General features: G+C 47.6%; 19 protein-coding genes. 17 read left to right on the top strand and 2 right to left on the bottom strand.

What is annotated here, in order from left to right; genetic code table 11:
• Positions 1 to 130: 130 nt before the first annotated feature.
• The gene (gene cysK / locus MMB75_RS16260; RefSeq protein ID WP_025364105.1) at positions 131 to 1,054 is read left to right on the top strand and encodes a cysteine synthase A; all 924 of its coding nucleotides are present in this window, start codon (positions 131 to 133) and stop codon (positions 1,052 to 1,054) included.
• A 129-nt stretch (positions 1,055 to 1,183) separates the two neighbouring features.
• Positions 1,184 to 2,161, top strand: coding sequence for an aldo/keto reductase (locus MMB75_RS16255; protein ID WP_045244175.1), 978 nt, complete (start codon positions 1,184 to 1,186; stop codon positions 2,159 to 2,161).
• 158 nt (positions 2,162 to 2,319) lie between these two features.
• On the opposite strand, the gene MMB75_RS16250 is transcribed toward MMB75_RS16255, so the two are convergent.
• Both MMB75_RS16250 and MMB75_RS16245 read right to left on the bottom strand, forming a co-directional pair.
• Complete coding sequence (locus MMB75_RS16250; RefSeq protein WP_058710811.1) at positions 2,320 to 3,120, bottom strand: WYL domain-containing protein; 801 nt, start codon at positions 3,118 to 3,120, stop codon at positions 2,320 to 2,322.
• A complete protein-coding gene (locus tag MMB75_RS16245; RefSeq protein ID WP_277508825.1) occupies positions 3,095 to 4,420 on the bottom strand; it encodes a helix-turn-helix transcriptional regulator in 1,326 nt (441 codons plus the stop codon). Before MMB75_RS16245 ends, MMB75_RS16250 begins: the two co-directional genes overlap by 26 nt.
• A gap of 198 nt (positions 4,421 to 4,618) precedes the next feature.
• Between MMB75_RS16245 and MMB75_RS16240 the strand changes: the two genes are divergently transcribed.
• The 15 genes from MMB75_RS16240 (at position 4,619) to MMB75_RS16170 (ending at position 25,527) form a co-directional block, all read left to right on the top strand.
• Entirely contained in the window at positions 4,619 to 6,187 is a 1,569-nt protein-coding gene (locus MMB75_RS16240) for a limonene hydroxylase (protein WP_277508822.1), read from the top strand.
• A gap of 19 nt (positions 6,188 to 6,206) precedes the next feature.
• Complete coding sequence (locus MMB75_RS16235) at positions 6,207 to 7,025, top strand: nucleotidyltransferase domain-containing protein (protein ID WP_064962533.1); 819 nt, start codon at positions 6,207 to 6,209, stop codon at positions 7,023 to 7,025.
• Positions 7,026 to 7,046: 21 nt separating this feature from the next.
• Positions 7,047 to 8,486, top strand: coding sequence for a 3' terminal RNA ribose 2'-O-methyltransferase Hen1 (locus MMB75_RS16230; RefSeq protein ID WP_064962532.1), 1,440 nt, complete (start codon positions 7,047 to 7,049; stop codon positions 8,484 to 8,486).
• A complete protein-coding gene (locus tag MMB75_RS16225) occupies positions 8,483 to 11,092 on the top strand; it encodes a polynucleotide kinase-phosphatase (protein ID WP_277508815.1) in 2,610 nt (869 codons plus the stop codon). Before MMB75_RS16230 ends, MMB75_RS16225 begins: the two co-directional genes overlap by 4 nt.
• A 20-nt stretch (positions 11,093 to 11,112) precedes the next feature.
• On the top strand, positions 11,113 to 11,910 hold the full coding sequence (locus MMB75_RS16220) for a TatD family hydrolase (protein ID WP_064962530.1): 798 nt from the start codon (positions 11,113 to 11,115) through the stop codon (positions 11,908 to 11,910).
• Between the two features lie 456 nt (positions 11,911 to 12,366).
• Positions 12,367 to 12,963, top strand: a complete 597-nt coding sequence (locus tag MMB75_RS16215) for an ECF transporter S component (RefSeq protein WP_064962529.1) — start codon at positions 12,367 to 12,369, stop codon at positions 12,961 to 12,963.
• A complete protein-coding gene (locus tag MMB75_RS16210; protein WP_277508809.1) occupies positions 12,963 to 14,447 on the top strand; it encodes an ABC transporter ATP-binding protein in 1,485 nt (494 codons plus the stop codon). The genes MMB75_RS16215 and MMB75_RS16210 overlap by 1 nt, the downstream gene beginning before the upstream one ends.
• A complete protein-coding gene (locus tag MMB75_RS16205; protein ID WP_016819895.1) occupies positions 14,422 to 15,213 on the top strand; it encodes an energy-coupling factor transporter transmembrane component T family protein in 792 nt (263 codons plus the stop codon). The genes MMB75_RS16210 and MMB75_RS16205 overlap by 26 nt, the downstream gene beginning before the upstream one ends.
• Before the next feature lie 139 nt (positions 15,214 to 15,352).
• Positions 15,353 to 16,078 (top strand): methionine ABC transporter ATP-binding protein, encoded by a 726-nt coding sequence (locus tag MMB75_RS16200; protein ID WP_016819896.1) that lies wholly within the window; start codon positions 15,353 to 15,355, stop codon positions 16,076 to 16,078.
• Positions 16,071 to 16,742, top strand: a complete 672-nt coding sequence (locus MMB75_RS16195; RefSeq protein WP_016819897.1) for a methionine ABC transporter permease — start codon at positions 16,071 to 16,073, stop codon at positions 16,740 to 16,742. Before MMB75_RS16200 ends, MMB75_RS16195 begins: the two co-directional genes overlap by 8 nt.
• A gap of 274 nt (positions 16,743 to 17,016) precedes the next feature.
• Entirely contained in the window at positions 17,017 to 17,874 is an 858-nt protein-coding gene (locus tag MMB75_RS16190; protein ID WP_113050974.1) for a MetQ/NlpA family ABC transporter substrate-binding protein, read from the top strand.
• 348 nt (positions 17,875 to 18,222) lie between these two features.
• A complete protein-coding gene (locus MMB75_RS16185) occupies positions 18,223 to 18,642 on the top strand; it encodes a hypothetical protein (protein WP_016819899.1) in 420 nt (139 codons plus the stop codon).
• A gap of 15 nt (positions 18,643 to 18,657) precedes the next feature.
• Positions 18,658 to 23,625, top strand: coding sequence for a DUF4132 domain-containing protein (locus tag MMB75_RS16180; protein WP_025364115.1), 4,968 nt, complete (start codon positions 18,658 to 18,660; stop codon positions 23,623 to 23,625).
• 229 nt (positions 23,626 to 23,854) lie between these two features.
• Entirely contained in the window at positions 23,855 to 24,349 is a 495-nt protein-coding gene (locus tag MMB75_RS16175; RefSeq protein WP_025364116.1) for a GNAT family N-acetyltransferase, read from the top strand.
• A gap of 194 nt (positions 24,350 to 24,543) precedes the next feature.
• A complete protein-coding gene (locus MMB75_RS16170) occupies positions 24,544 to 25,527 on the top strand; it encodes a Gfo/Idh/MocA family protein (RefSeq protein ID WP_277508803.1) in 984 nt (327 codons plus the stop codon).
• The last annotated feature ends 467 nt before the right edge of the window (positions 25,528 to 25,994 follow it).

Raw genomic sequence — 25,994 nt, 5'->3', positions numbered from 1 at the left:
ATACTAAGCTGATAAGGTTTGTGTAATTTACAAAAGCGACAGGTTGGAAGGAGCCAATTATGTTATTTTGGTAGTATGATATGAAGATAGGGAATGACGTTGTAAGGAATAATCCGGGGAGGATATAACGATGACACTTAAAGTGGTACATAGTATTACGGACTTAATCGGGGATACGCCTTGTGTGCGGCTGCAACGGCTCACAGGACCGCAGGATGCGGAAGTATATGTGAAGCTGGAGTATTTTAATCCAAGCGGTAGTGTTAAAGATCGGGCCGCGGGCAACCTGATTGCCGAGGCGGAAAAGGCGGGGCATCTAAAGCCCGGAGGCACCATTATTGAACCGACCAGTGGCAACACGGGAATTGGTCTAGCGATGAATGCGGCAGCCCGAGGTTACCGCGCAATTTTGGTGATGCCTTCGAATATGACGAAGGAACGGATCAATATTTTAAAAGCCTACGGGGCTGAGGTCGTACTGACACCAGCGGAAGAACGGATGCCAGGAGCGATTCGCAAAGCTCTTGAACTGGGGACAGAAATTGAAGGAAGTTTTATCCCACATCAGTTTGAAAATGAGGCCAACCCCGATATCCACCGTACAACCACAGCACTTGAAATTTTAGAGCAGACGGAAGGAAAGTTGGATGTGTTCGTCGCTTCTTCGGGAACGGGTGGGACCATTACGGGAACAGGTGAAGTGCTGCGCCAGCATTTGCCGGATCTGCGGATTGTTGTGGTCGAGCCTAAGGGTTCGCCCGTACTGTCCGGGGGAAAGCCCGGTCCACATAAGCTGGTGGGAACGAGTCCGGGCTTTGTTCCTACCGTGCTGAATACGGAGGTGTATGACGAAATCATCCAGGTTTCCGATGAGGATGCGATTGCTGTGACACGAGCAATTGCTGCTCAGGAAGGGATTCTCGTCGGGCCCTCCAGCGGAGCTACAATATGGACGGCCATTCAGGAAGCTCGGCGTTTGGGAGCAGGCAAACGGGTACTCTGTATTGCCCCGGATACCGGAGAGCGTTATCTGAGCATGGGGATATTCGGATAAATAGACGCGAATCGGGGCCAAAGTGATACATGACCGTAAGTAAGTGGTAAAATAATTGTGTGATAGCGGTTTCAAGAGCTGTTTGAATATTGATAGCACGAAATATTTGAGGATTGAAGGAGGAGCAGCATGAAGATTATGCCTATACAGAAACGAGGGATCTCCAATAGTCGGCTGGTGCTCGGTTGCATGCCTTTTGGTGGAGAATGGAGCCATGCACCGTTTACACAGGGGCATGTTGTTGAAGCGGAGAGAACTGTAGATGCTGCACAATCCATCGGAATTACGATGTTTGATCATGCGGATATCTATCGTATGGGAAAAGCGGAAGAAATTTTCGGTCGGATTTTAAAGGGACAGCCAGGCTTGCGTGAACAAATCGTCATTCAATCCAAATGCGGAATTTTTCTGCCGGATGGTACGCTCCCGGGTCGTTTTGATTTCTCATATGATCATATTATGGAGTCCGTGGACGGTATCCTGAAGCGTCTGAGTACTGAATATTTGGATATCCTGCTGCTGCACCGCCCCGATCCGCTGGTAGAGCCGGAAGAAGTAGCAAAGGCGTTCAGCGAGCTTAAGACATCCGGCAAAGTACGGCATTTTGGCGTTTCCAATATGAATGTAAGCCAAATTCGTTTTCTGGAGCGCAGCCTAACGGAGCCACTGATTGCTAATCAGCTGGAGATGAGCCTGGCACATCTGCATTTTATAGATCAGACCGTACACGTGAACCAGCAGGCAGGGACGAATGTACATTTTGGCGAAGGTTTGCTGGAATATTGCCAAACCGAGGATATTCAGCTCCAGGCTTGGGGACCGCTGGCGCAGGGGCGTTTTAGCGGAGGTTCTCTGGAAGGAAAACCTGAGCATATCCGTAAGACGGCAGAGCTGGTACAAAAACTGGCCTCTGAAAAGGAGACGACACGTGAAGCGATCGTCCTGGGCTGGCTTATGAAGCATCCGGCACGGATTCAGCCTGTCATTGGCAGCGCCAATCCTGAACGAATCCAAGCATGTCAGGATGCCGAACGCCAGAGCGAACTGATGACCCGTGAGGAATGGTATCAATTGTATGTAAGTGCGCGCGGTCAAGCCTTGCCGTAACTGGTACTGCGGACTAGCTTGTTACAGCAGACGTGTGCGGATGTAAGTACATGGCCTCGTTTCGTTTATACGTACTGTATTTAATAGGCCCTCCTTTCGTCTCATTAGCAGACGGAGGGAGGGCCTTTACGTGGATTCATCCTATGTTTCTTCAGCAGCTATTCCTCTTCGTATCGTGCGAGGGCCTTGGCTGTTGTTTCCTTCATTCGCGATATTAATCGAGAGCCTTGGACGACCTTGACACGTTTGCCGAGGAAGCGGATTTTGGATAACACATATTCACATTCGTCTGCCTGGAAAGTGAGCGTAATACGATAGGTATCTGCTTCCTGATCATATTCGACCTCCTTTTCAAAACAGGAAAAAGCATATAAAATACGAGACATTTCACCGTTATATACAGGAATAATTTCGATGATGCCCTGTTCTTTGCGTGACTCCAGTATACCGAGTATTCGTTGGGTAAACATCTCGGCTTCTTCAGGTAGGATCTCATCCTCCGTAACGGTTACGATGTTGGACAGCTTAGTGGACATAAATGCGCGGTGGCGACGATTATACCACAGCAGACTCCATTCTTTTTTGACCATGGAAAACTCCAGCTTGTATGGGAATCCGGACATTCGCTCATGCAGGCGTCCGTTGCGCAGTTTGTAGGTCATACAGATGCCTGAACGGGATCGCAGAATGGAACGCAATTCACGCAGGAGTGGATGATAAACCGAAGCAGCAGGAACCCCTGCTTTTTCGCGCAGGCTACCATCAGCCTCCAGAGGCTCGTCGTCTGCAAGTAATTGCCGAAGCTTATCAAGTGTAGAGGGGGTAAAAGCCTCTGTCGCTGCCGAGTCTGCAAGCATGGACTTAAGCCAGACTCTTTCCTGCGATGTGGTAGCAAAAGCGCCCGATTCATCCAGTCGTGAGACGATCTGATAGTTAAATATTTTCTCGAACAGGCTCATAATAGGCTTGCAGCTCCTTCCATTCCTGTCTGAATTCCTTACGCAGCCGCTGGGGCTCCAATACCTCACAGCTTGATCCGAAGCTGCGAATCCACGGTTTAATCTCAGTGATTCCATTCACTGTGATTTCATAGATAAAGGATTCACTTTCTTCCTCCGTAATTGCACCCCATTGTCCCTGTGACAGTACACGTTCCCGGATAAAGTTGCGCTTTGCACCCTCAGGATTAAAAAAACGTACCCGTACCTTCACGGGACGACCCGTATCAACAAGCCAGCTGTACCGCATTTTTTCTTCTAACACGGATAACAGGTCGGCATAAAGCTGCTCTGGGACAGGCTTGCCCTCCACCAATTGAGTCATGCCCTCCATTCGAAACTTCATGATTCCTTTGCCGCCTACATGACCAAGCACATACCAACGTCCGTATTGATGATCATAGATGACTTGCAGGGGCAGAATGGTATGTTCACGGCCTTCGGTCTCTTTTTCAAACCGTGGGTTTGTGTTCTGTGACCCGTACATGCTTCGTTTGGACGCCGAAAAATATAAAAAGCTTACGCAGCGACGTTGCCGAATGGCATGCAGAAGCGGATGAATATGGGCTTCGTCCAGAATGCGTGAATAATAATGGTATTTATATAAAAAAGGCTCTGCCATCTCACGATCTCCGAGCTGACGGCGCATAGCTTTTTTAAGATGATCTCGTAACAGATATCCCTGCACAGAGGGGAGCTGGGTGTTGGCCATAATGTCCACAAAATCATATAAGTCCAGTAATTCCTCGTCCGTCAGTTCTGTCACCAGATCATTGCGGACAGCATAGCGATAAGGTCTGCCGCCAGGCTCCTTACGAACCACGCCGACTTCGACCAGATATTTCAGATCAGAACGGATTGTTTTCTCATCTGGCAGTGAACTGTCGGAAGGCAGGCCATTGCAGCAAGCATCCAACAGTTCCATGGTGGTCATAGGCTGTGACTGTAGCGCTGTCAGCAGAAGGGATAAGCGGACGCTTTCCGATTCCTTGAGCGATTTGGCCCGAAACAGAAATAACAGCAATGGATCAGCGGATTCGTAATAATTAAAGCGCAGCATCTCATTAAAATCATGTCCCTGTTCCGCAGGCAGCTGCTGTTGTACGGATTGGACGATTTCCTTGAGGCGCCGGATCGTTTTATCAAAGGTATGTACCGAAATGCCAAGTCTGTCTGCAAATTGCTGCCGATTATAAGCGCCGCTTGTTAGTGTGAGCATACGCAGGAATTGAATTTCTTTATCAAAACTCTCTCTCGCCATGATGCATTCCCCGTTTCTGTAGCCGTTCTCCGAAAATAAGTATCCCTTTATTCTAACAGGGAAGGGATGCAGGAAAAAGGTAATTTATTCATCTTTGTAATACTTTCACCATGTTCATGACTTCCAAAATAAAGGATTATAGGGATATAAGGTAGCATGATAAGTAAGAAGCAATACATAACAGAAGGGTGATGCAACATGTTTGGACGATTCAAAAATGAAGTGTTATATCCATGGGTAGGTAAGCTTTCGATTTATGAAACGATTAAGCAGGGACTGGATCCTCAGGGTAGGCTTACGGATGATCATTTGCCAGATGATGAAGAATACTGGGCAGGTCACAAGATGCGTTGGGTGGCAGGAGGGCTGGATGGAGCGTTTGGGCATCATGGCGCTGGCGGAGATGGAGAGACTGACAAAATTAAGGATCTGGTGCAGTTGTTGTCCAGACAATGCCGCAAGCCAGGGATGAAGACGAGACGTGAGACGTATGTACGCTTGATGGAGGAAAATGCACTCAGCCTGATTGATCCGCTGCTAGATGCGGTGCGGGAGCATCCAGCAATTCAGCCGGATCGATTGTATGAGGAAGCACGTTGGCTGGCTGAACACGGAGCACATCGTAATGTGGTGAAGTTTGGCATTGCATTGCTTGGATTGCTGGAGACGGATCAGCACCACGAGCTTATTTTAACACTAGCCAAGCATGATGAATTCACGCTATATGCGGCTGTAGCTATCCGTAATATCTCGGAGCAGGCCAACGAGCAGTTGTATAGGTTAGCGTCACAGGTACATGGCTGGGGACGTATTCACGTAGTAGAACGGCTGGAGCCGACACGGCAGGAAATACGTGATTGGTTATTACGGGAAGGATTCCGCAACAATGTCATGTATGAGTATCTTGCTTATGAGTGCGCTCATAAAGGCGAACTGCATACAGCCATCGCTGTACCGCACATTGATCAGGAGTTGTTTGACGGGGCGGGTGATATTCTATCAGCTTTGCTGGCAGCAGGCGGACCTGCGGAAAGTATAGATGATTATGAGCATGCCGCTATGGTCATAGGCAACTACCTTCGCCATGCTAAGGCCATGTGTACGACTGTGAAGCATTTTACGATCATCATGGATATTGCGGATTTTCTGGGTGAAGAAGACGATTCATGGGAGGCACGTTATGAGCATGAATGGACGCCGGAATTGCGTAAACGTTACGCGTCGATATGCCAGCAGATGATGGACGATCCACAGTGGGTAAAGCCGGTAGAACAGGAGCTACAGCATGCAAATTCACCGCATCTCCACTATGCCATTCGTGTAGCTCGAATGCTAGCACTAGATGTATGGCCCGTGCTATTTGATCAATTAAGCCAATACCCAGTCAAGCCTAATCTGTACTTTGAACTCATCAGGACAGAGGATGAACAACGGGCTCGTAAGCTGGTGGCTTTTGCAGAAAAGCGCTTGCCTCTGGAAGAGATTGCTTCTGGTCCTGCTGATGTGCCAGGCTTTGGACCGGAGTATGAAGCGCATCAGTGTCTGGGTATTTTGCTTCAGCAATTGTCTTCTTACGAAGGAATGGGGCAAGAGCTAGTTGCTGCCGGACTCTGGAGTCCGGTGACCTCCAATCGTCATGCAGCGCTTCATGTACTCAAGGAATGGCCTTCTGAGATGTGGGGTGAGGAAACGACAGAGCGTCTTCGCCGCTTATCGGTAGCTGAAACGGAGGAGTCGGTTAGAGAACAGATTCGGGAATTACTTTAATGATAAGGGAGGGAACATCATGACAGATGTGAAGCATGGGCAGGGTTTCATTCAACCGGAAATGCGCGAAACGATTTTGCGTGAGCTGCGGGCGTTGGAGCAGGAGGAGCAGGTGCGCATTGTATACGCCTGTGAATCAGGCAGTCGGGCATGGGGGTTTCCTTCACAGGACAGTGACTATGATGTACGATTTATCTATGTAAGACCCATAGAATGGTATTTATCTATTTTTGATAAGCGGGATGTGATTGAACGGCCAATCAGCGATTTGCTGGATATAAACGGCTGGGATTTGAAAAAGGCGCTCAATTTGTTTCGCAAATCCAATCCGCCTTTGCTGGAATGGCTGCAATCTCCGATTCCCTATCTGGAGCAGTATTCAGTGGCTGATCAGATTCGTGCGATCTCGCCGTTAACCTTCTCTCCGAAGTCCTGTATGTACCATTATCTGAATATGGCGCGGGGAAATTATCGGGATTATTTGCAAGGTGAACAGGTGAAGATTAAAAAGTATTTTTACGTGCTGCGCCCGCTGCTGGCCTGTGGCTGGATTGAACGATACAACAGCATGCCTCCGATGGAATTCGTAGACTTGCTGGAGGAATTCATTCCGGCTGATACCGAACTTTCTCAGGTGATCGAACATTTGCTGGAACGTAAAAAAGCGGGCGAGGAGCTGGATGTGGAGCCACAGCTTTCGGTGGTGAATGATTTTATCGAGCAGCAAATGGCTTACTTTGAACAGAAGGCGCCTTTGCTTCAGCATATGGAGGGCGGACGGGATCAGCAGTTGGATGATATGTTCCGCGCTGCGGTGAATGAAGTATGGAAAACATAAGTTGGGAGGGAGAAGTAGAGTATGCATATCACGCTAAAAGCAACCGGAAATAATGCCGGGATGATTTCGCATTTGCTTGCCAAAAATCCCTATAATACGTATGATCGCACGGAAAAGGGTGCGCGTGTACGCATGGTGTACACCGTGTTTACCGAGGAAGAGGCAGAAATCGTCATTCAGGCTTCGCCAGATTCGATAGATTTGGTCAAAAACAGTCCAGATAGCTATGATATTACACAGTATATTAATGACCGGGAGTTTGTAACCAGTAGCTTGTTCTGTACCTATATTCGCGGCGCGCTTGGCACGGCCCTGAACGGCAAACCCAAGGAAGACTATGCAGCATGGGTGAAGCATCCTTTTGCATTGGAGTTATCGTTTGGGCCTGTTGCGTCGGATTTGCCAGATGCTGTGGTGGAGGGACTATTTGCGCCGCTGGGCTATCAAGTGACCATAGAACGAGGGGAAGCGGATTATTCTTTTCAGCTGAAAAATCGAAGCACCGTCAGATATGTCACGCTAAGTGGTCATCAGACGGTGCAATATGCGCTGCGTCAGTTATTGCTGTTGATTCCAGTGTTGGATAATTATAAGCACTACTATATTAGCGAAGAAGAGTTTGATAAGCTGAAACGTTACGGTGAAGGCTGGCTGCAAGAGCATCCGATGCGCGAGCTCATCATTCGACGCACACTTCATTTTACCAATCTGATTGAGCAATTTGAGCAATCTGATTCTGCTGCTACACGGACTGAAAAACATGCGATCCAAGAACAAAAGCATAATCACGAACAGGATCAGCAGCAAGAACAGTCACTGGAGGAAGAGACGCAACAGCCTACTGTACGGCTCAATGAGCTGCGGTATCAAGCCATTATGGATGTGATTCGCAAGCTGCCCCGAAGACAGAAAATCGTAGATTTTGGTTCAGGGGAAGGGAAGCTTTCGGCTCGCTTGGCCCGAATGAAGGGCATTGAAGAGATTTGGGCTGTGGAGCCGTCTGCTTATGCACAGGTGAGGGCTGTGGAGCGTTTTGCCAAGCTGGAAAGGCATGCCGACGCAATTCGCCCTACACCTATGATAGGCTCTCTCTTTTATTATGATGAACAATTGCGAGGGAAAGATGTGATGATCCTGTGTGAAGTCATTGAGCACGTGGATGAGCATCGTCTGAACCGGGTGATGAATACGATTGTGACAGAATATCAGCCGGGTGTGCTGATCGTGACGACTCCCAATCGCGAATATAACGAAGTGTATCGTATGGATCAGCAAGAGCTGCGGCATGGCGATCACCGATTTGAATGGAGCAGAAGTGAGTTTCGTGAACGATGCGAGCAATGGATTGAGGAAGCTCCTTATTCATTAGCGCTGGAAGGGATCGGAGAAGAGGTCGAAGGCTTTGGACAACCGACCCAAATGGCTGTATTTACGCGCAGAAAGGAGCCGAAGAATTCATGAGCATTTCATCCGAACGAACGATTGATTTACCGCATGCTGGACTGGTTGTATTGGTAGGGGCCTCGAATAGTGGTAAAACCACTTTACTGGACAGGCTGGTGAGCGAAGGGGTTCTACTGGAAACGGAAGTGGTATCCTCGGATCATTTTCGCCAGCTGGTCGGAGATACGGAATTTATAGACTGGAGCGGACTTCCAAGGCTGGAATCGGACGTGCTGTTTTATGAGTACCAGCAAATGTCAGCCAAGGCGTTTGAGGCGATGGATACCATTCTGGCTATGCGCTGTCGTCTGAATAAGCTGACGGTTGTGGATGCCACTCATCTGTATGCTGAGGATCGCCAGAAATATGTACAGCTGGCAGCCAAAGCGCATGTACCAGTGATGGCCTTGGTGCTGGATGTGCCCGAATCTGTGCTGCTGGAACGTGATTCAGGTAGGGCGCATCCGCGTGGCCGCCAACGGGTCAAGCAGCAGGCACAGCTGTTAAAGCGGAACCTGCGCGGTATCCGGGAAGAAGGTTTTAACGCTTGTTATGTCCTCAAGGATGTAGAAAAGGTTAACTTTGCCCGTCGTGCTCAGCCGCTGTTTCATGATATAGGTGCAGGCATTGATATCATTGGTGACATTCACGGGTGCTACCGTGAGATGCTGGAAGTGATAGAGCGGCTCGGATATATGGAAGATACGGAAGGACTATACCATCATCCAGAAGGCAGAAGACTGGTGTCTGTCGGAGATGTGATGAGCCGTGGCCCAGAATCGTTATTAGCGGTGCAGTTCTGGAAAAAGCACGTGGACGCTGGACTCGCCTACATGATTGACAGCAATCATGGCTGGAAAATCGGTCGTTACCTTGATGGGAGAAAGGTAACTCTCAATCATGGAGATGAACGATTCGCAGAGGAAATGGTTCAATATGAACAAAAAGCGGGCAAGGCAGCAGCGGAACAGCTTAGAAGCGAGTTGAGGGATTTTCTACTACATGCACCCTCTCATCTTATTTTCGGCAGAAACGGGTTGCGGCACGTAGTTGTGACTCATGCGGGGATCAAGGATCATTTTATTGGCAAACAGTCGGCGCGTATTTCTGATTACTGTCGTTATGGAGATACGGAAGGTCAGGATGCAGACGGAAAACCAATCCGCAAAGATTGGTTCGTAGACCATGAATCGGGAGAAATAGTAGTATGGGGACATGATCCGAGACCGCAGCCTACCCTTGTCAATCAGACGGTGAATATTGATCAAGGTGTGGTATTTGGTGGTATGCTGACCGCTTATCGTTATCCGGAAAAGGAATTTGTCAGCGTTCCGGCTCATGAGAATTATGCGAATGATCCCGATAGCCCACTTGTCCGGTGGCAGAGAAAACGGTTTTCCCCGCCGAATTTACGTAAGCTCATCGCTGGTTACAGTGTGCTGACGGAATCGTATGGCGAAGTGCGCGTTCAAGGAGAATCGGTCAAAACCGCTATAGATACCGTGTCACATGTGACGGTACCGATGGAGGAACTGGTGTACATTCCGCCCACGATGAGTCCTGCCCCCAAGGTTTCCGAAGAGGAAGGTTATCTGGAGCATCCGCGTGAAGCGCTAGCTTATTATCGCAGTCAAGGCGTACAAACGATGGTAGCTGAGAAAAAGCATATGGGTAGTCGGGCGATTTTGCTATTATTCAAAAACGAACTGGCTGCTGTTGAATATGTAGGCTACCCGACATTGGGCACGATCTACACCCGAAGCGGACGACCCTTCTTTGAGTCAGGCTTTGGGAAGCAGGTGCTGGAGAAGCTGAATGCGGATCTAGTGGATGCCGGATATTTTGAACAGAACCAGACGGATTTTGTGTTGCTGGATGCGGAAATTGTACCGTGGAATCTCAAGGCTCGGGAACTGATTGCTGCACAGTATGCGCATGTGGGTGAAGCAGCTCTGCTGGATCGCAGTAAGCTGGTAGACAAGCTGAAGCAGGCGAAGGTTGCAGGCCGAGAGGTTGGAGACTGGCTGGAGGAAATGGAACGGAAATATGGCAATACCGTAACGTTCCAAGAGGCTTTTCAAAAATATTGCTGGGATGTGGACGGTCTGGATGAAATTCGTATTGCACCGTTTCATACACTGGCCCACAGCGGACAGACGTTTTTTGACCAATCTCATATTTGGCATATGGAGCACAACCGGGAGCTGGCAGGACTGTCCTCTATATTTATGGAGACAGAGTATCGTATCATCACGGATGAAACAAGCGAGGAAGAGGTCATTCGCTGGTGGAATGAGATGACAGAGGATGGTCATGAGGGCATTGTGATCAAGCCGGAACGCTTTTTGATGAAGAATCGGGACAAGATGATTCAGCCTGCAATCAAGGTGAGAGGCCGGAAGTACTTGCACATCATTTACGGTATGGATTATCTTGCCCCTGAGAATTTAAAACGTCTGAAGCAGCGTCGAACGAACAAAAAGGAGCGTCATGCCTTGATGGAAGGAGCGCTTGGCATGGAGGGCGTGGAACGTTTTGTCCGCAAGGATACGGTGGAGCGTATTCATGAATGCGTCCTGGCCGCGTTATCTCTGGAATCGGAGCCGATTGATCCGAGATTGTAGTTTGCGAAGGAGGGATTGAGATGGACAGGAGTACACCGTTGATTGATATTGGTGTGAACTTGATGCACCGTTCGTTTCATACAGATCGGGAACAGGTGGTCGAGAGAGCAGCGGCTGTAGGGATTACACCGTTGATTATTACTGGAACCAGTGTCCGCAGTAGTCGAGAGGCTGCTCAGTATGCAGCGCGTTATCCTGGTCAGCTGTATGCTACAGCTGGCGTGCATCCCCATGATGCCAAAAATTGCAGCACAGATACGATTCAACAGCTCCGCCAACTCGCGGTTCAGCCGCAGGTCGTATCCATAGGAGAATGCGGGTTGGACTATAACCGTGATTTTTCTCCGCGTGATGTACAGCGCCGATGGTTTGGAGAGCAGATTCAACTGGCGGGTGAGCTACATATGCCGTTATTTCTGCATGAACGAGATGCGCATGAGGATTTTGTCGCTATGTTACGAGAGCATCAAGGGCTTGTCGATAAAGCGGTGGTGCATTGTTTTACTGGCACTGCTCAGGAATTGCATACGTATGTGGAAATGGGACTGTATATCGGTATTACTGGCTGGATCTGTGATGAGCGGCGCGGCAAGCATCTGCGTGAGTTGGTGAGGGATATTCCGCTCGACCGGTTGATGATTGAAACGGATGCTCCATTTTTGACCCCGCGTAATCTGCCTGTGAAGCCCAAAGAAGGGCGTAATGAGCCGATGTATCTCGCTCACATCGCCGCTACGATTGCTGAGTGCACAGGCCGGAGCATGATGGAGATCGAAATCGCGACGACGGAAACAGCCAAACGTTTCTTCGGATTATAGGATTGTCAAAGCCATAGATGTGGTATATATTATAGTGAATTAAAAAGCATTGTCGGGAGCTTGAGATAGTCAGGCTGAGAGGGTGGCCCTTGCCGCCGACCGTGAAATCTGATCTGGGTAATGCCAGCGTAGAGAAACCTAGAACACTATACAAGAAACAGAATTACCGCCTATTGGCGGCGGCTAGTCGATGGATTCGTTTCATATCATATATCAAGTTAATGAGCTGTGGGTTTGTAAAAAGTTGCAGACGGACAAGCGTGTCTTGTTTTGTACCTGACTTTGGCTTGGTTTCAGTGCAGTAGACTACTGTGCATATGAGATATGTCGACAACTGATAATGTATGGTGATCATTTTATGACTGCGCATAAAGCTTGCCTGGAGATTCAGCTCCGGACAGGCTTTTTTTTATGGCCAGAAGGCCTATTTTAACGAAAAAGGGGAGCGTATCAACAATGAATACGAGTGTAAAAGCGTCGAAAGGGTTGAAGCTGACTGATATTTTGGTCACGATTGTAATCTCCGTGGTGTTCGGGCTAGTCTACAAAATATGGGGACCTGCCTATGATTTAATGAAACCATTTGGTCTGCATGCCGAGCAACTGATGTATGGCATGTGGTTTATGGCTGGCACGTTCGCTTATCTTATCATTCGCAAGCCGGGAGTTGCGATTTTGGCAGAAGTGGCCGCGGCCACAGTCAGTGCTTTTTTGGGAAGCGAATGGGGCATGTCCACCTTGTACTATGGTCTGCTGCAAGGCTTGGGAGCGGAGCTGTTCTTTGCGGCTTTTCTGTATCGGAACGCAAACCTGTGGGTCGCTTCATTAGCTGCGGCAGGGGCGGCTGTCACTTCTTTGATTTTAGACTTCAGCTATGGGTATATTGATCAGCTATCGACCTGGAACTATGTTTTGTATATTGGATTTCGGATGATTGGCAGTATTGTGATTGCTGGGGTATTCGCTTTCTATCTGGCTAAGGCGCTGGAGGTAACCGGAGTTACGCGAAGTTTGAGACCGGCAACGGAACAAGATTATAAGGGGCTGGATTGATGAGCGCGGCCAACGAAGATGTGGTAGCTTCGATCACCCGTCTTCGTTTGAAATTTCCCGGTGAGCAAGAGCTGCTTTTCCACAATATGTCCTTATCTGTCCGCAAAGGGGAAAAGCTACTGCTGCTGGGTCCAAGCGGATGCGGCAAATCAACGCTGCTTCAGGTGCTGAGCGGTCTGATTCCACGCACGATAGAAGTGCCTATGAAATACGATGCTGCCGTGATCCCGAGTCTCTCTGGTATTGTATTTCAAGATCCCGACACACAGTTTTGTATGTCATATGCAGACGAGGAACTGGCTTTTGTATTGGAAAATAAGCAGGTTCCAAGGGAGCAGATGCCATCCCGTATTCGCGAGCTGCTAATGCAGGTTGGTCTTCCAACGGATGATATACATCTGCCCATTGCCAGCATGTCACAAGGAATGAAACAGCGGCTGGCGATTGCATCGGTGCTGGCTATGGAGCCGGAAGTGCTTTTTCTGGATGAGCCGACAGCCTTGTTGGACGAGGAAGGTACTACACAGGTGTGGGATACCATTCGCAACATTTCGGCAGACCAGACGCTGGTGATTGTAGAGCATAAAATTAATGAAATTGTCCAGGATGTGGATCGGATTGTGGTGCTTTCTGCTCAAGGGGAGATTATTGCGGACGGAAGGGCGGAAGAAGTATTTCATATACACCGACAAGCATTATCCGAGTATGGCGTGTGGTATCCGGGAGTATGGGATGAATCGTCTTCACCACGTTGGAATGATTCTATGACGCAGCAGAATGATGCGTTGCTTGCGGATAGTCCGTCCACTTCAGCATGTACAACAAATTTGCTGGAGTTGGAACATTTTAGCGGACTTCGGGGAGGGAGCTCAGTCATTTATGTGGAGCAAGCGCAGGTGAAGCCTGGCGACTGGATTGGTGTGGTCGGTGAAAACGGGGCTGGCAAAAGCTCGCTTCTGCTCTCTATGATGCGCTTACTTCACACGCAGGGGCGTTATCGCGTGTGCGGAGCTGAGGCAGGCAATACGGAGCAACTGGCTGAGCGCATTGGGTTCGCGTTTCAAAATCCAGAGCTGCAATTTGTAGCGAACACCGTGCGAAGTGAACTGGAGTATTCGTTACCCAAGAGTTTGTTTACCGCTGAACAGTGCAGAGAACGAGTGGATCGAATGCTTATGCAGTTCGGATTGGAGCGACTGGATGAACGCCATCCGTATCAGCTCTCGCTGGGTCAAAAAAGACGATTAAGTATTGCTACGGTAATAATCCGGGAGCCGGAAGTGCTGCTGCTGGACGAACCGACTTTTGGGCAGGATGCGCGTAATACCTTTGTCATGCTGGATATGTTGGAACAGCTGAGAGCGGCAGGCACGACCATTGTGATGATTACGCATGACCCAGAAATTGTCCGTCGATATTGTACCGATATATGGCGGATTCAGAAAGGAGAGCTACGGTATGAGCCTGTCCTTTCCTCATCATGAAACATGGCTACATCGTGTGAATCCGGGCCTAAAGCTTGTGATGTTTTCTCTGCTGTTTGTGATCGTTATAGTCATCCATGATCCGAACGTTATGTTTAATGTTACATGTGCTATGCTGCTGTTGCTTGTCTGGTCAGGCCATCCATGGAAGCGGCTGCTGCTGTACGGATCTCCCTTTATATTGGTGTTTATTTCAACCTCAACAGGCATGATGATGTTTGGCAAAGGAGTGACGACCTGGTGGACATGGGGCCTGATCCATATTACGCAGGAAAGCTTTTACCGAGGGATGCATCTGGGCTTTCGTGCACTGAGTATGGCCGCAGCAGGGTTGCTGTTTGGTTTAACGACTCGTCCGGTGAGCCTTTTTTATTCACTGATGCAGCAATGGAAGCTCCCTCCCAAGTATGCGTACAGCTTTTTGGCAGCTATGCGGTTGATACCGATGATGCTGGAGGAATTTCAGGCTTTGAGACATGCCCACCGTATTCGAGGTTTGCACCAGCATGTGTCCAAATGGAATATGTATGCCACGCTGCGCAGGTACGCAATTCCGCTGCTCGCTCAAAGTATCCGGCGTGCGCAGCGCATTGCTATAGCCATGGAAGCCAAGGGCTTTGCTAATGAAACCAAGCGTACGTATTATTATGCGATCGGCTATTCGGCTGTAGATATTATATTTATTTTGTATTTTGTGGTGCTGCTGATGCTAGCTTGGGGACTTGGTACCTGCTTTCCTTATGTGGGGGTATGGGATGTACGTTAATTGTTGTCAAAAGGCTTTGCCCGATTTCTGCTCTGTGGTATATTAATGCAATGGGAATTGACGGCTCGTACAGACCCGCCTGGGCTGGCGGGCTTATTACATTTTCCCGCAGTAATGGATCATCAGGAGGCCAAGTTTCATGATTACGCTGCATCAGGTAAACAAGCATTATACCACCTCAAGCGGCCCATTTCATGCGGTTCAATCCGTGTCTCTTCAAGTGGAGGAAGGGGAAATTCACGGTATCATAGGTGCCAGCGGTGCCGGCAAGTCTACGTTGCTCCGGTTGATGAATGTATTGGAAAGGCCGGATGAGGGAAACGTGGTTGTGAACGGGGAAGATCTGACTCGCATGCCGGAAAAACGTCTCCGTGAAGCGCGGCGATCCATAGGGATGATTTTTCAGCATTATCATCTTGTTCATAATCGGACGGTAAGTGGAAATGTAGCAATGCCGTTGGAGCTGGCAGGTGTCGCGAAAAAAGAGCGAGCGGAACGCGTGCGCGAATGCCTGCAATTCGTTGGTTTAGCGGATAAGGCAGAACAGTATCCGGCACAACTGAGCGGAGGCCAAAAGCAACGTGTGGCGATTGCCAGAGCACTGGCGAATCGTCCTGCGGTGCTGCTTTGTGATGAGCCGACCTCAGCCCTTGACCCGCAGACGACCGCTGATATTCTGGGCGTGTTAAGGGAGATCAACCGTGAACTGGGAGTTACGATTGTAATCGTCACACACGATATGGACGTGGTACGCAATATTTGTACCCGTGTATCCGAAATGCGGGACGGGAAATTACTTTCAACGAAACATGTAGCTGACCCTATGGTAGGTTCAACCTTGGAAGCAGGTGAAGCTGATGAATGACATGTTGAACATCATTGCACAGTATCAGTCAGAGATATGGAAAGCCATCGGGGAGACGTTTATCATGGTGGGGATTTCTATCGCAGCAGCTGTACTGTTAGGGCTTCCGGCAGGAACGATTTTATATTTGTGTGGTAAAGGGCAAAAATATGAAAATCGACTGCTCTTCACCATACTGAACAGTCTGGTCAATGTTATCCGCTCGTTTCCGTTTTTGCTGCTCGTGGTGTTTATGATTCCATTTACACGTTTGGTGGTAGGCACGGCGCTGGGCACGATGGCAGCTACGGTTCCCTTGTCAGTGGTAGCTATCGCCTATTATTCGAGACTGGTGGAACAATCGTTGCTTGAGGTGCCCAAGGGTGTGATTGAAGCCGCTACGTCTATGGGAGCATCCACCCTCCAGCTTATTTTTAAATTTCTATACGTGGAAGCCCGTTCTGGACTTGTACTAGGTTTGACCACGTCCACCATTAGCTTCATCTCCTACTCCACGGTGATGGGCATTGTGGGCGGCGGCGGGGTAGGCGATTTTGCCATTCGCTATGGTTACCAGCGGTTTGAAACAGGCTTGATGGCGTTCACCATCGTCGTTATGATTATTTTCGTACAAACGATCCAGTTCACCGGAAGCACCATATCCCGCCGGATCGACAAGCGGTAAGAGGTTTATGAATCTCTTTATTAACACTTGCACAACTCACTATGGGAAATAAAAATGACTTTACAGTGCCTCAAAAGCGGAGCGGGCAGAATTGTTCTGGAGAAGCGTTAGCGTTCGCCTTTGAAATGGGATTCTAACCTATCATCACTTTAAATGAGAGAATCCCATTTCAACAGCGATCGGAAGAACAATCTGCACGCGAAGCGGCTCGACCTCCCACTGTAACTCATTTTTTATCTTCCCAATCACAACTAATTTGGAGGTTCATCATCGAATGAGTCGGAAAAACAACATGAAAACGAACTTGAAATTACTTACACTGTTTGCAGTGGTTATGCTGCTGGTTGCCGGATGCGGTGGTCAGAAGCAGGCTACACAAGAAACAACAACTAAAGAAGCAACATCCCAAAAAGAAGTGACCTTGAAAGTAGCCACGCTGATCCCACCGATGACAGATGTGCTGGATATCGTGAAGCCACTGCTTAAACAGGACGGAGTCAATCTGGAAATTGTTGTGCTGTCAGACAATATCCAACCGAACAACGCATTGGCAAGCCGTGAAGTGGATGCTAACTTCTTTCAGCATGCTCCGTTTATGCAACAATATAATGAAAGCAACAAATCTGATTTGGTAGCGGTAAAACCGATTTACAACGCCATTTATGGCGCGTACTCCAAAAAATACAAGAACGTTAAAGACCTGCCCGAAGGTGCGACGATTGCCATTGCCAATGATCCAGCCAATACCGGACGTTCTTTGGTAATGATGGAGCAAAACGGTCTAATCAAGCTTAAAGAAGGTGTAGGCTATAATGCTACACAGGCTGATATTATTGAGAATAAGAAAAAGTTTGTGTTTAAAGAAGTGGATTTGTTGATGCTGGCGCGGTCGCTGGATGATGTGGACATGGCTGCCATGTATCCCGCATATGCCAAGCCGCTCGGTCTGACACCGAAGAAGGACGCGCTGATTACCGAAAAAGATGATACGCACTTTGCCATTAATTTGGTAGCGCGTAAGGATAATGTAGATTCCGATGCCGTTCAAAAGCTAGCAAAACGAATGACCGGACCGGAAGTACGCAAATTTTTTGAGGACAATTACAAGGATAGCGTGGTTCCAGCATTTTAAATAAATAAGTATTGAAACATTATTTTTGATGATATTTGACCTGTATAATGGAGTGCAGTCTGTGAAGAGCAGATGGTCTCCCTTGTGCAGGTCTTTTTCTTTTTCATCCTTAATATGGGTAAAATTCATCGAAATCAGGGTACAAAGTCTTATTTTTTAAGATTTTAGTGTATTACAGCACTGTGAATTTTGGTCATAAAGGGTGATAGAGTAATGATAAGGAACCTATTAAAATAAATATACGAACAAACATTCGTTTTATGTTTTATTAACGATGTTTGTAGGAGGGTCGAGAAATTCAGCTGACAACGGGTCAAAAGCGTCAATAAAAAAAGGAAGGGAAACAATATGAAGCTGTTTGTAACTGTAAAAAGTTTGGGAAAGCGTAAACCCGCACTCGCACAACAGGAAATAGAGCTGAGCCCTACTCCAGAAACATTGCGAGATTTGATTACAGCAACCGTTGCCCTGAATGTTCAAAAGCTACGGGAAAAGCAGGAGAGTGTCGCGCTGATTCCGTTCCTCACGGGAGAGGAAATTCAGGCACAAGGCGAGACAGGCAAAGTTGGATTCGGTTCCATATATAATGATGGTGTTCCTAATATTGAGGCTGCCGTGAACACGGCGATGCAGGCCTTTGAGGATGGTTTATACAGGGTTTTTGTATGTGATGAGGAAGCGATTGAACTGGACGCTCCTTTGTCACTTCATGCAGGGGATGAGATTGTATTTATACGCTTCACAATGTTGGCTGGAGGCCTATGGTAGAGGAGGAGACGAAATATGCATCAGGAGAACAATGAGCAAGAATATTTCGCCACACTGAAAGAGCGCGCGGCGCAACTGGGTGGACAACAGCAGGAGTTGGCTCAGTATGTTGTGGAACTGGGTAAGCTTCATTACATACAAGAGGTTGAGGAGCCATTTACCAAATGTCAGCAAATACTGAAAGAACGGGCGGCAGAAAGCGGAGAACCGCTGTTCAAGCCACTGGCAGAAGTGTTGCGTTCTCTAATTGGACAAACAGCTGGCGATGTGTTTGCACATCTAACCGAGCATGTGACCGAATATCCTTACAGCACTGGGTATGAGCGCAGACCGTTTCGCACTTCTGATATTACCGCTCATACTTCCCGGGTTTATAAAAAAATGGTGCAGTTGATCCGAATGGACTGTATCGGATTCTCTATAATGGATTATTTAACGAAAAAGGATTACGAACCAGGCAGGGATTACCGGATTCAGGAAACGATTGGTGATTGGATTGCTTACGAGCTAGACAACGGCAATTCACAGGTGCTAGAGGCGCTAAAAGCTATTATTTATGGGGATAATCAGGCGGCGCTACTTACGCGCAATATGATTAAAGGCATGCTGCTAAGCCATCAAGATGAGAATTATCACATGATTGGCGAGCTGCTGGCAGCGGCCAGGCTTCAAGAGGGATTACGCCAAAGCATTGTGGAGCAAATGGATGAAGGAACTCCTCAGGCTCTCATTTATCTGTTAAAGGTGATCATCGACCAAGGCTTCATTCGATACAGTTCGGTAGTGCGGGCGCTTGCAGTGTGGACGGGCATGGGCCTGGAATCTGCCAATCAGCGGGTCGTTCGCCAGCTGATTGAGCAGGCATATGAAGCATTGACTCGCAGTGAACTGCGCCAGGAATGGCTGATCAGCTCAAATGCTAACGAACTATATATGAGTTTGTGGGCTACGGCAGTACATGAGGAACGTGATTTATATGGACAGGTTCGCCAACTTATGGAGCAGGGAGCAGCATACCAGAAGATTGTAGCACAGTATGTACTGTCTAATACTAAAAACAAGGATCTGCGCCTCGGAATTGCGAGAGAATATCTGGATGAGACGGACCCGGAGCTTCGCTATTGGATACTGACGAACTATACAACTGATTATTTTTATGAATGGGTAGAAGGCGGGACGGTCGCGGATCGAATCGTTAAAGTGGCGCGCACTCCTTTGCTGGAGAGCAAAGAGGAGCGTCGTAAGGATTTTGAACGACTTCATAATCTATTTGTACATATGAAAAAGGGTGAGTCTACCGAGCCTTCCAAGGTGCTGGATTATGTAAACCTGTATCACCGCTCGGATGCACCTATTCAAAAAATGCTGTATCTCGCTGGTTATGATATGGATGCTTCCTGGATTGGGGAAATTATAGCCTTAAAGGATCAGATTAGCCCTAATCTGCGCGGCGAGATATTGAATCATTTTGTGCAGAACCCTGAGGATGCGGTACAGCGTGATTTTATTTTTTCCAGCTTGTCTGACAAAAGTATGAGTATCCGTGAGTTCGCTGTGGCCAAGGCGCGCAAGCTGACGCTGTCGGAACCAGAAATGCAGCAAATGGAAGCTTTATTAAAGCTCAAGACAGGCTCGTTGCGACAAAGTGTCATTGGTGTGTTGCTTTCACAATCGGAAGATCCGCTCGCTGGCTCATTGGAACGCTTGCTTCGTGCGAAGGCGGAACTGCAACGATTGGGTGGACTGGAAATATTGACAAAGATATATGCAGACCCGGATCGTGCCCAGCAGTATGAAAATCTGCGGGCTTTAGCGGATATCATTCAGCAACCCACCGCCAAAGAGGAGCAACTGCTTTCCAAGCTGGGACAGGAGGATGCTTATACAGGGACAAACGGCTTTGGCTTGTACGATCCGAATGTCAAGGAAGCTTGGTTGGAAGAGAAGGTTGATCTGGGTGATTTCCGAATGGCCGATGTTTTTGCTAGTCCATTGGAGAAGCTCAAGCAGTTTTTGAGTGGACTGGATGAGCTTGTTCATCATCATCGTGATGTGGAATATACTGCGGAGTATTATTCAGGCTACAAAGATACATTGCTTATTGGGACGAATCTTCGCCCTCTACGACTGGTTCAGGTCGATGAAGAAGTAGATTCCAGGCTGTCTTTATATCCTCTTTATGAGGAATGGGAACGATATTTGCAGGAAAGCGGCATAGAAGCACGTGATCTGCTGGAGCTTGTTTTTTATGATCGATTGGAGCCAATGGACCAAACGTTGGATCGCTACTATCGATATTTCTCATTTAACTTTGGCTATTCAGAACAAAGCAAGCAAAAGCTGCTAGAAGGATGGCGTAAAGACTTCGCCGAACAAATGTATCCTTTAGAGCGGATTAACGAGGTTCAAAAGTGGATGGCAGAGCTGACCTATTCCGATCAGGTAAGCACATTAATTAATGCTTATTTTATGGACACAGCCGGTTCCGAAACATTTGACGTAATCGACCTTGCCTTCAATTCACTAATGCAAAGTATGCCTAAGGATAGACCTGTAGAGGATATGGGAATGTTTCATTTATTGTCCGGCCCGTGGTTGGCATTGGAGAAAGGGCGAGTCCATGATAATGAGTCCTTTAAGCGCTTTTTCCATACCTTTGTGAACTACGCAGAATGGCCAGGCATGGAAAATCGTTTTTATTCTCCGCTGGATCTGGAGGATCACTTCAAAGCCTATGAAAAAGGACTGATCAGTGTAGGTGAAGTGTATCGGGAGCTGCTGGCCGGTAGTGAAAGCAGAAGGCATATGAGCACCTTAACCAATGCTCGTAATACATGGATTTCCAGCAAGCCAGAATTTTTGGAGATACGTCGTACGGTTATTGATCGACTGCTAGAGGTTGAATTGGTTCGAGGCGATTTGCCTACCGAAGCCACGTCAAAGGTGATGGGTCTGAGCCGGATTGAAGGCATGGATTATTTTATCCGTATTCTGGAGGGGCTCGACAAGGAAACGTTCGTGCGTGGTTATGTGTATGGCTACGGTGATCGTATTACCAAAAAAGAATCGTTCAGCCACTTGCTCAAGGCATGTTATCCAAGTGATGGCGAGGATGCTGCATTACTCAAGGAGAAGCTGAAGAACACTAAAATTACAGATAAACGTTTGTTGGAGGCGGCAATGTATGCCCCACAATGGATTGAGATTGTAGCAGGCTATCTCGGGTGGGAAGGACTTCGCAGTGCAGCATGGTACTTCCATGCGCATATCAATGAAGGCTTTTCGGCTGAGAAGGAAACGATTGTAGCTCATTATTCACCGATAGCTCCGCAGGATTTTAATGATGGTGCCTTTGATATTCACTGGTTTCATGAGGCCTATGAGACGCTGGGCGAGGAACGATTTGATCTGCTGTACGACTGTGCCAAGTATATTTCGGCTGGAGCCAATCATCGTCGATCCCAATTGTTTGCGGATGCAACGCTGGGTAAGCTGAAACGGAGTGAAATGGAAAAATCAGTGGAAGACAAGCGAAACAAAGACCATTTGTTGACCTACAGTTTGATTCCACTTGCCGAGCCGCCTGAACCAGATGTCCGCGAACGTTATGATTTTATCCAGAAGTTTCTGGAACAAAGCAAGAAATTCGGGGCACAGCGTAAGGCTAGTGAGGCACTGGTTTCACGGATTGCGCTCGGGAATTTGGCACGTAATGCAGGTTATGATGACGTAACCCGTCTCGTCTGGGACATGGAAGCTCGCAAGCTGGATGATCTCCGCTCTTATTTTGAGCCCCATGCCTTAGATGAGGCTACAACGATACAACTGGTCATTGATGATGAAGGAACGGCAGATATTGAAATTGTCAGCAAAGGGAAGACGCTGAAATCCATTCCGGCTCGTTTCAAGAAGGATGAGTATGTTACGGCGTTGAAAGAGCTTAAAGGAGATCTGGTAGACCAATATCGCAGAGCTCGCAAAGAATTGGAACGCTCTATGGAGTCTGGTACGACCTTTATGGTGAAGGAATTAAGAGGATTGTTAGGCAATCCTGTGCTTGCTCCGCTGGTGAGGACACTGGTTTTCAAAGCTGGTGATCACCTCGGTTATTTTAATGGGGATACGTTGGTGTTGACTGCTCCTTCTGCTGAACAGCATACTATTGGAGAAGAGGATAAGTTGGTTATTGCACATCCACTTCATTTGTACGAAAGTGGTCGTTGGAGCGAATTCCAGAAGGACTTATTCGACCGCCAGATACGCCAGCCATTTAAGCAGGTGTTCCGTGAGCTGTATCTGCTGAATGCTGATGAACGTGCCAACGCGACAGTTTCCCGTCGGTATGCGGGACATCAGGTACAGCCGAATAAAACGGTATCCTTACTAAAAAGTCGCCAATGGACAGTCAGCTATGAAGACGGACTCCAGAAGGTGTACTATGCCGAGAATCTGATTGCGAACCTGTATGCCATGGCCGATTGGTTCTCACCAGCGGATACTGAGGCTCCTACACTGGAGACCGTGCAGTTCTTTGATCGGACAACATATAAGAGCGTGCCTTTGGAGGAGGTTCCACCTGTTCTGTTCTCTGAAGTTATGCGGGACGTGGATCTGGTCGTCAGTGTTGCTCATGTAGGCGGCGTTGATCCAGAGGCTAGTCTGACAACCGTTGAAATGCGTAAGGTCATTGTACAGGAATCCCTTCGTCTGCTGAAAATTAGCAATGTACGCTTAGATGGGAATTACGCACGTATAGATGGGAATCTTGGCGAGTATGCGGTGCACCTCGGAAGCGGTGGGGTCTACAAGCAAGCCAAGGGAGCACTGCACATTATTCCGGTGCATTCGCAGCATCGTGGTCGCATCTTCCTGCCGTTTCTGGATGAGGATCCAAGAACAGCCGAGATTCTATCCAAAATAGCGTTGCTGGCTGATGATCAGAAAATCAAGGACCCACAAATTCTTGAACAGCTTCAAGCGTAGAATAGAAATTGTAATATAAAGAAAATCATAATTAACTCAACGTTCGCATCTAGACAAGGCTTCAAAATCATCGACTGTGCAAGTGGAAGCTAAGTTTAGCTGCGGAGGTTGAGTTATTTAATCTCAGGTATGAATCGAGCTCGAATAAGGAGATATGCGTAAAAAGTTGTTCCTGGTTTTGAAGGGAAGCTTACGACATCACAATTGACGATAATAGGAGAATACAGCGATGATAAATAGTATCCTTTTACAAGAGTACACAACTGAGTATCAATCGCAAGTAGTCGATTTAATTCTACATATTCAACAGAACGAATATAATATCGCCATCACTAAAGAAGATCAGCCTGATCTGCTTGATATTGAAAACTTTTATCAGCATGGTAACGGCAACTTCTGGGTGGCTCTTCACGAAGGAATCGTAGTAGGGACGGTTGCCTTACTAGATATCGGAAACCATAAGACGGCGCTCAGAAAGATGTTTGTAAAACAAAACTATAGAGGCAAAGCCTTTAATGTTTCAAATCAATTACTTCAGCATGCCATAGGATGGGCCAAGGAACGGTCTGTTGAGGGAATCTATCTTGGAACAACACCGCAATTCGTAGCCGCTCATCATTTTTATGAGAAGAATGGATTTGTTAGTATAGCTCTTGATGAATTGCCAATGGGCTTTCCAGTTATGAAAGTAGATAAAAAGTTTTACAAATACACCATTCAATAAATGGCCTGAACCAAGACGATCCTAAAGGAAATTCCTGCTCAAAACTGACTTCGTGCTCGCCTCGCTGCCTTCCTGCCGAGCTGCAATACAAACTGCCGCCGAGCAGGAATTCCTTTTGTTTAGGACAGGTGTTTGCTAGAATGAAGAAGACCGTGTAAGCCAATGTTAACTATACAACTGGGAGGGATACAAGTATGAGCAAAAAGATTAAATGGGGAATTGTCGGTACGGGATGGATCTCAGATCAGTTTGTTGCCGATCTGCAACATGTTACGAATGGAGAAGGATACGCCGTTGGATCACGCAATATTGAAAGCGCTACCGAATTTGCAGCCAAGCATCAAATGGCACAGGCTTATGGTAGCTATGAGGAATTAGTGCAAGATTCCGAGGTCGATGCTATTTACATAGGGACTCCTCATCCTTTTCATAAAGAAAATGTTCTAGCAGCTCTACGAGCGGGCAAAGCCGTCTTGTGTGAGAAACCCTTCACCGTCAACAGCAAAGAGTTGGAGGAACTAATCCGTTACGCCCGTGACCATAAGCTATTCCTGATGGAAGCCATGTGGACGCGTTTTTTGCCTCCGATACGCCAAGTGAAGGAGTGGCTACATGCGGGACGTATTGGTGAAGTGAAGTTGGTGAAGGCGGAATTCGGTTTTCGCATAGATTGGAACCCAGAGGGAAGATTATTGAATCCCGAGCTGGGCGGAGGGGCATTATTAGATGCGGGAATTTACCCCGTTTCTTTTGCTTCGATGATCTTTGGCCCTGAACCAGAGCATGTATGGAGTACTGCTTATATCGGGGAAACTGGCGTTGATGAGACATTTTCAATCATGTTGGATTATGGAAAAGGACGTACAGCTATGCTTAATGGGGCAGTTCGTCTCGGACTGACGAATGAAGCTTATATCCATGGAACCAAGGGCTATATTCACATTCCGTCGTTCCTGAATGGTACATCGGCTACTTTAGTTGTGGACGGTGAAGAGGCGCAAAACTTTCAGGATGATCGTTCCTCTACAGGCTATGCTTTTGAGGCAGAAGAAGTTGGGCGCTGCTTGAACGAAGGTTTGCTCGAAAGCTCTACTATTTCTTTGGATGAATCATTAGGAATTATGAAATTGATGGATCAGATTCGTTCACAGTGGGGACTTCGGTATCCGTTTGAATAATCACATTGAATCCACAGTGCTTCCAGGGACCGTTCAGGTTCCTGGATTTTTTTGTTACCCAAACTTTTTTTATACATAAGTATTCCCAATTTCCTAAATAGAGGCTTTGGTCGCACGCTAAAAAAGACCATAGAAGCATGTCAAAGTGTGGGACATATGAATCATTTTTTATGATTATAAATAGTTAAAAATACGTCATTAAAAAGTTACAAAAGTGTAATCTTGTGATCGGTTAACTGAATTGTTAGCGTTCTCTTTTTATGAGAAAGAATGAAGGTCCTAGTGTTCTCCTTCCAAAAACTTTCAATGAAATTTCCGAAAATGTGCGGTAGGGTGGTAAACGTGTCACTTGAGCCATTGCGGCTTTTGCTGATTTGCTTGCTTACCCCGTGGCTCTGGATTTTTGTTGGAGCTCGCAGGGTCGAGAGCCTTTGCAAGCCTGTGAGCGTTGAATAGGCATTCACCTC

The organism is Paenibacillus sp. P2(2022), assembly GCF_029522175.1.
GTDB lineage: Bacteria > Bacillota > Bacilli > Paenibacillales > Paenibacillaceae > Paenibacillus > Paenibacillus polymyxa.
This window is presented reverse-complemented; position numbering and strand designations above follow the sequence as displayed.

Excerpts from the sequence above, each read along its gene's own strand:
- MMB75_RS16170 (WP_277508803.1), top strand. The coding sequence starts at position 24,544 with ATGAGCAAAAAGATTAAATGGGGAATTGTCGGTACGGGATGGATCTCA.
- MMB75_RS16225 (WP_277508815.1), top strand. The coding sequence starts at position 8,483 with ATGAGCATTTCATCCGAACGAACGATTGATTTACCGCATGCTGGACTG.
- MMB75_RS16185 (WP_016819899.1), top strand. The coding sequence starts at position 18,223 with ATGAAGCTGTTTGTAACTGTAAAAAGTTTGGGAAAGCGTAAACCCGCA.
- MMB75_RS16250 (WP_058710811.1), bottom strand. The coding sequence starts at position 3,120 with ATGAGCCTGTTCGAGAAAATATTTAACTATCAGATCGTCTCACGACTG.
- MMB75_RS16220 (WP_064962530.1), top strand. The coding sequence starts at position 11,113 with ATGGACAGGAGTACACCGTTGATTGATATTGGTGTGAACTTGATGCAC.
- MMB75_RS16200 (WP_016819896.1), top strand. The coding sequence starts at position 15,353 with ATGATTACGCTGCATCAGGTAAACAAGCATTATACCACCTCAAGCGGC.
- MMB75_RS16190 (WP_113050974.1), top strand. The coding sequence starts at position 17,017 with ATGAGTCGGAAAAACAACATGAAAACGAACTTGAAATTACTTACACTG.
- cysK (WP_025364105.1), top strand. The coding sequence starts at position 131 with ATGACACTTAAAGTGGTACATAGTATTACGGACTTAATCGGGGATACG.
- MMB75_RS16215 (WP_064962529.1), top strand. The coding sequence starts at position 12,367 with ATGAATACGAGTGTAAAAGCGTCGAAAGGGTTGAAGCTGACTGATATT.
- MMB75_RS16180 (WP_025364115.1), top strand. The coding sequence starts at position 18,658 with ATGCATCAGGAGAACAATGAGCAAGAATATTTCGCCACACTGAAAGAG.
- MMB75_RS16195 (WP_016819897.1), top strand. The coding sequence starts at position 16,071 with ATGAATGACATGTTGAACATCATTGCACAGTATCAGTCAGAGATATGG.
- MMB75_RS16175 (WP_025364116.1), top strand. The coding sequence starts at position 23,855 with ATGATAAATAGTATCCTTTTACAAGAGTACACAACTGAGTATCAATCG.
- MMB75_RS16230 (WP_064962532.1), top strand. The coding sequence starts at position 7,047 with ATGCATATCACGCTAAAAGCAACCGGAAATAATGCCGGGATGATTTCG.
- MMB75_RS16235 (WP_064962533.1), top strand. The coding sequence starts at position 6,207 with ATGACAGATGTGAAGCATGGGCAGGGTTTCATTCAACCGGAAATGCGC.
- MMB75_RS16205 (WP_016819895.1), top strand. The coding sequence starts at position 14,422 with ATGAGCCTGTCCTTTCCTCATCATGAAACATGGCTACATCGTGTGAAT.
- MMB75_RS16210 (WP_277508809.1), top strand. The coding sequence starts at position 12,963 with ATGAGCGCGGCCAACGAAGATGTGGTAGCTTCGATCACCCGTCTTCGT.
- MMB75_RS16255 (WP_045244175.1), top strand. The coding sequence starts at position 1,184 with ATGAAGATTATGCCTATACAGAAACGAGGGATCTCCAATAGTCGGCTG.
- MMB75_RS16245 (WP_277508825.1), bottom strand. The coding sequence starts at position 4,420 with ATGGCGAGAGAGAGTTTTGATAAAGAAATTCAATTCCTGCGTATGCTC.
- MMB75_RS16240 (WP_277508822.1), top strand. The coding sequence starts at position 4,619 with ATGTTTGGACGATTCAAAAATGAAGTGTTATATCCATGGGTAGGTAAG.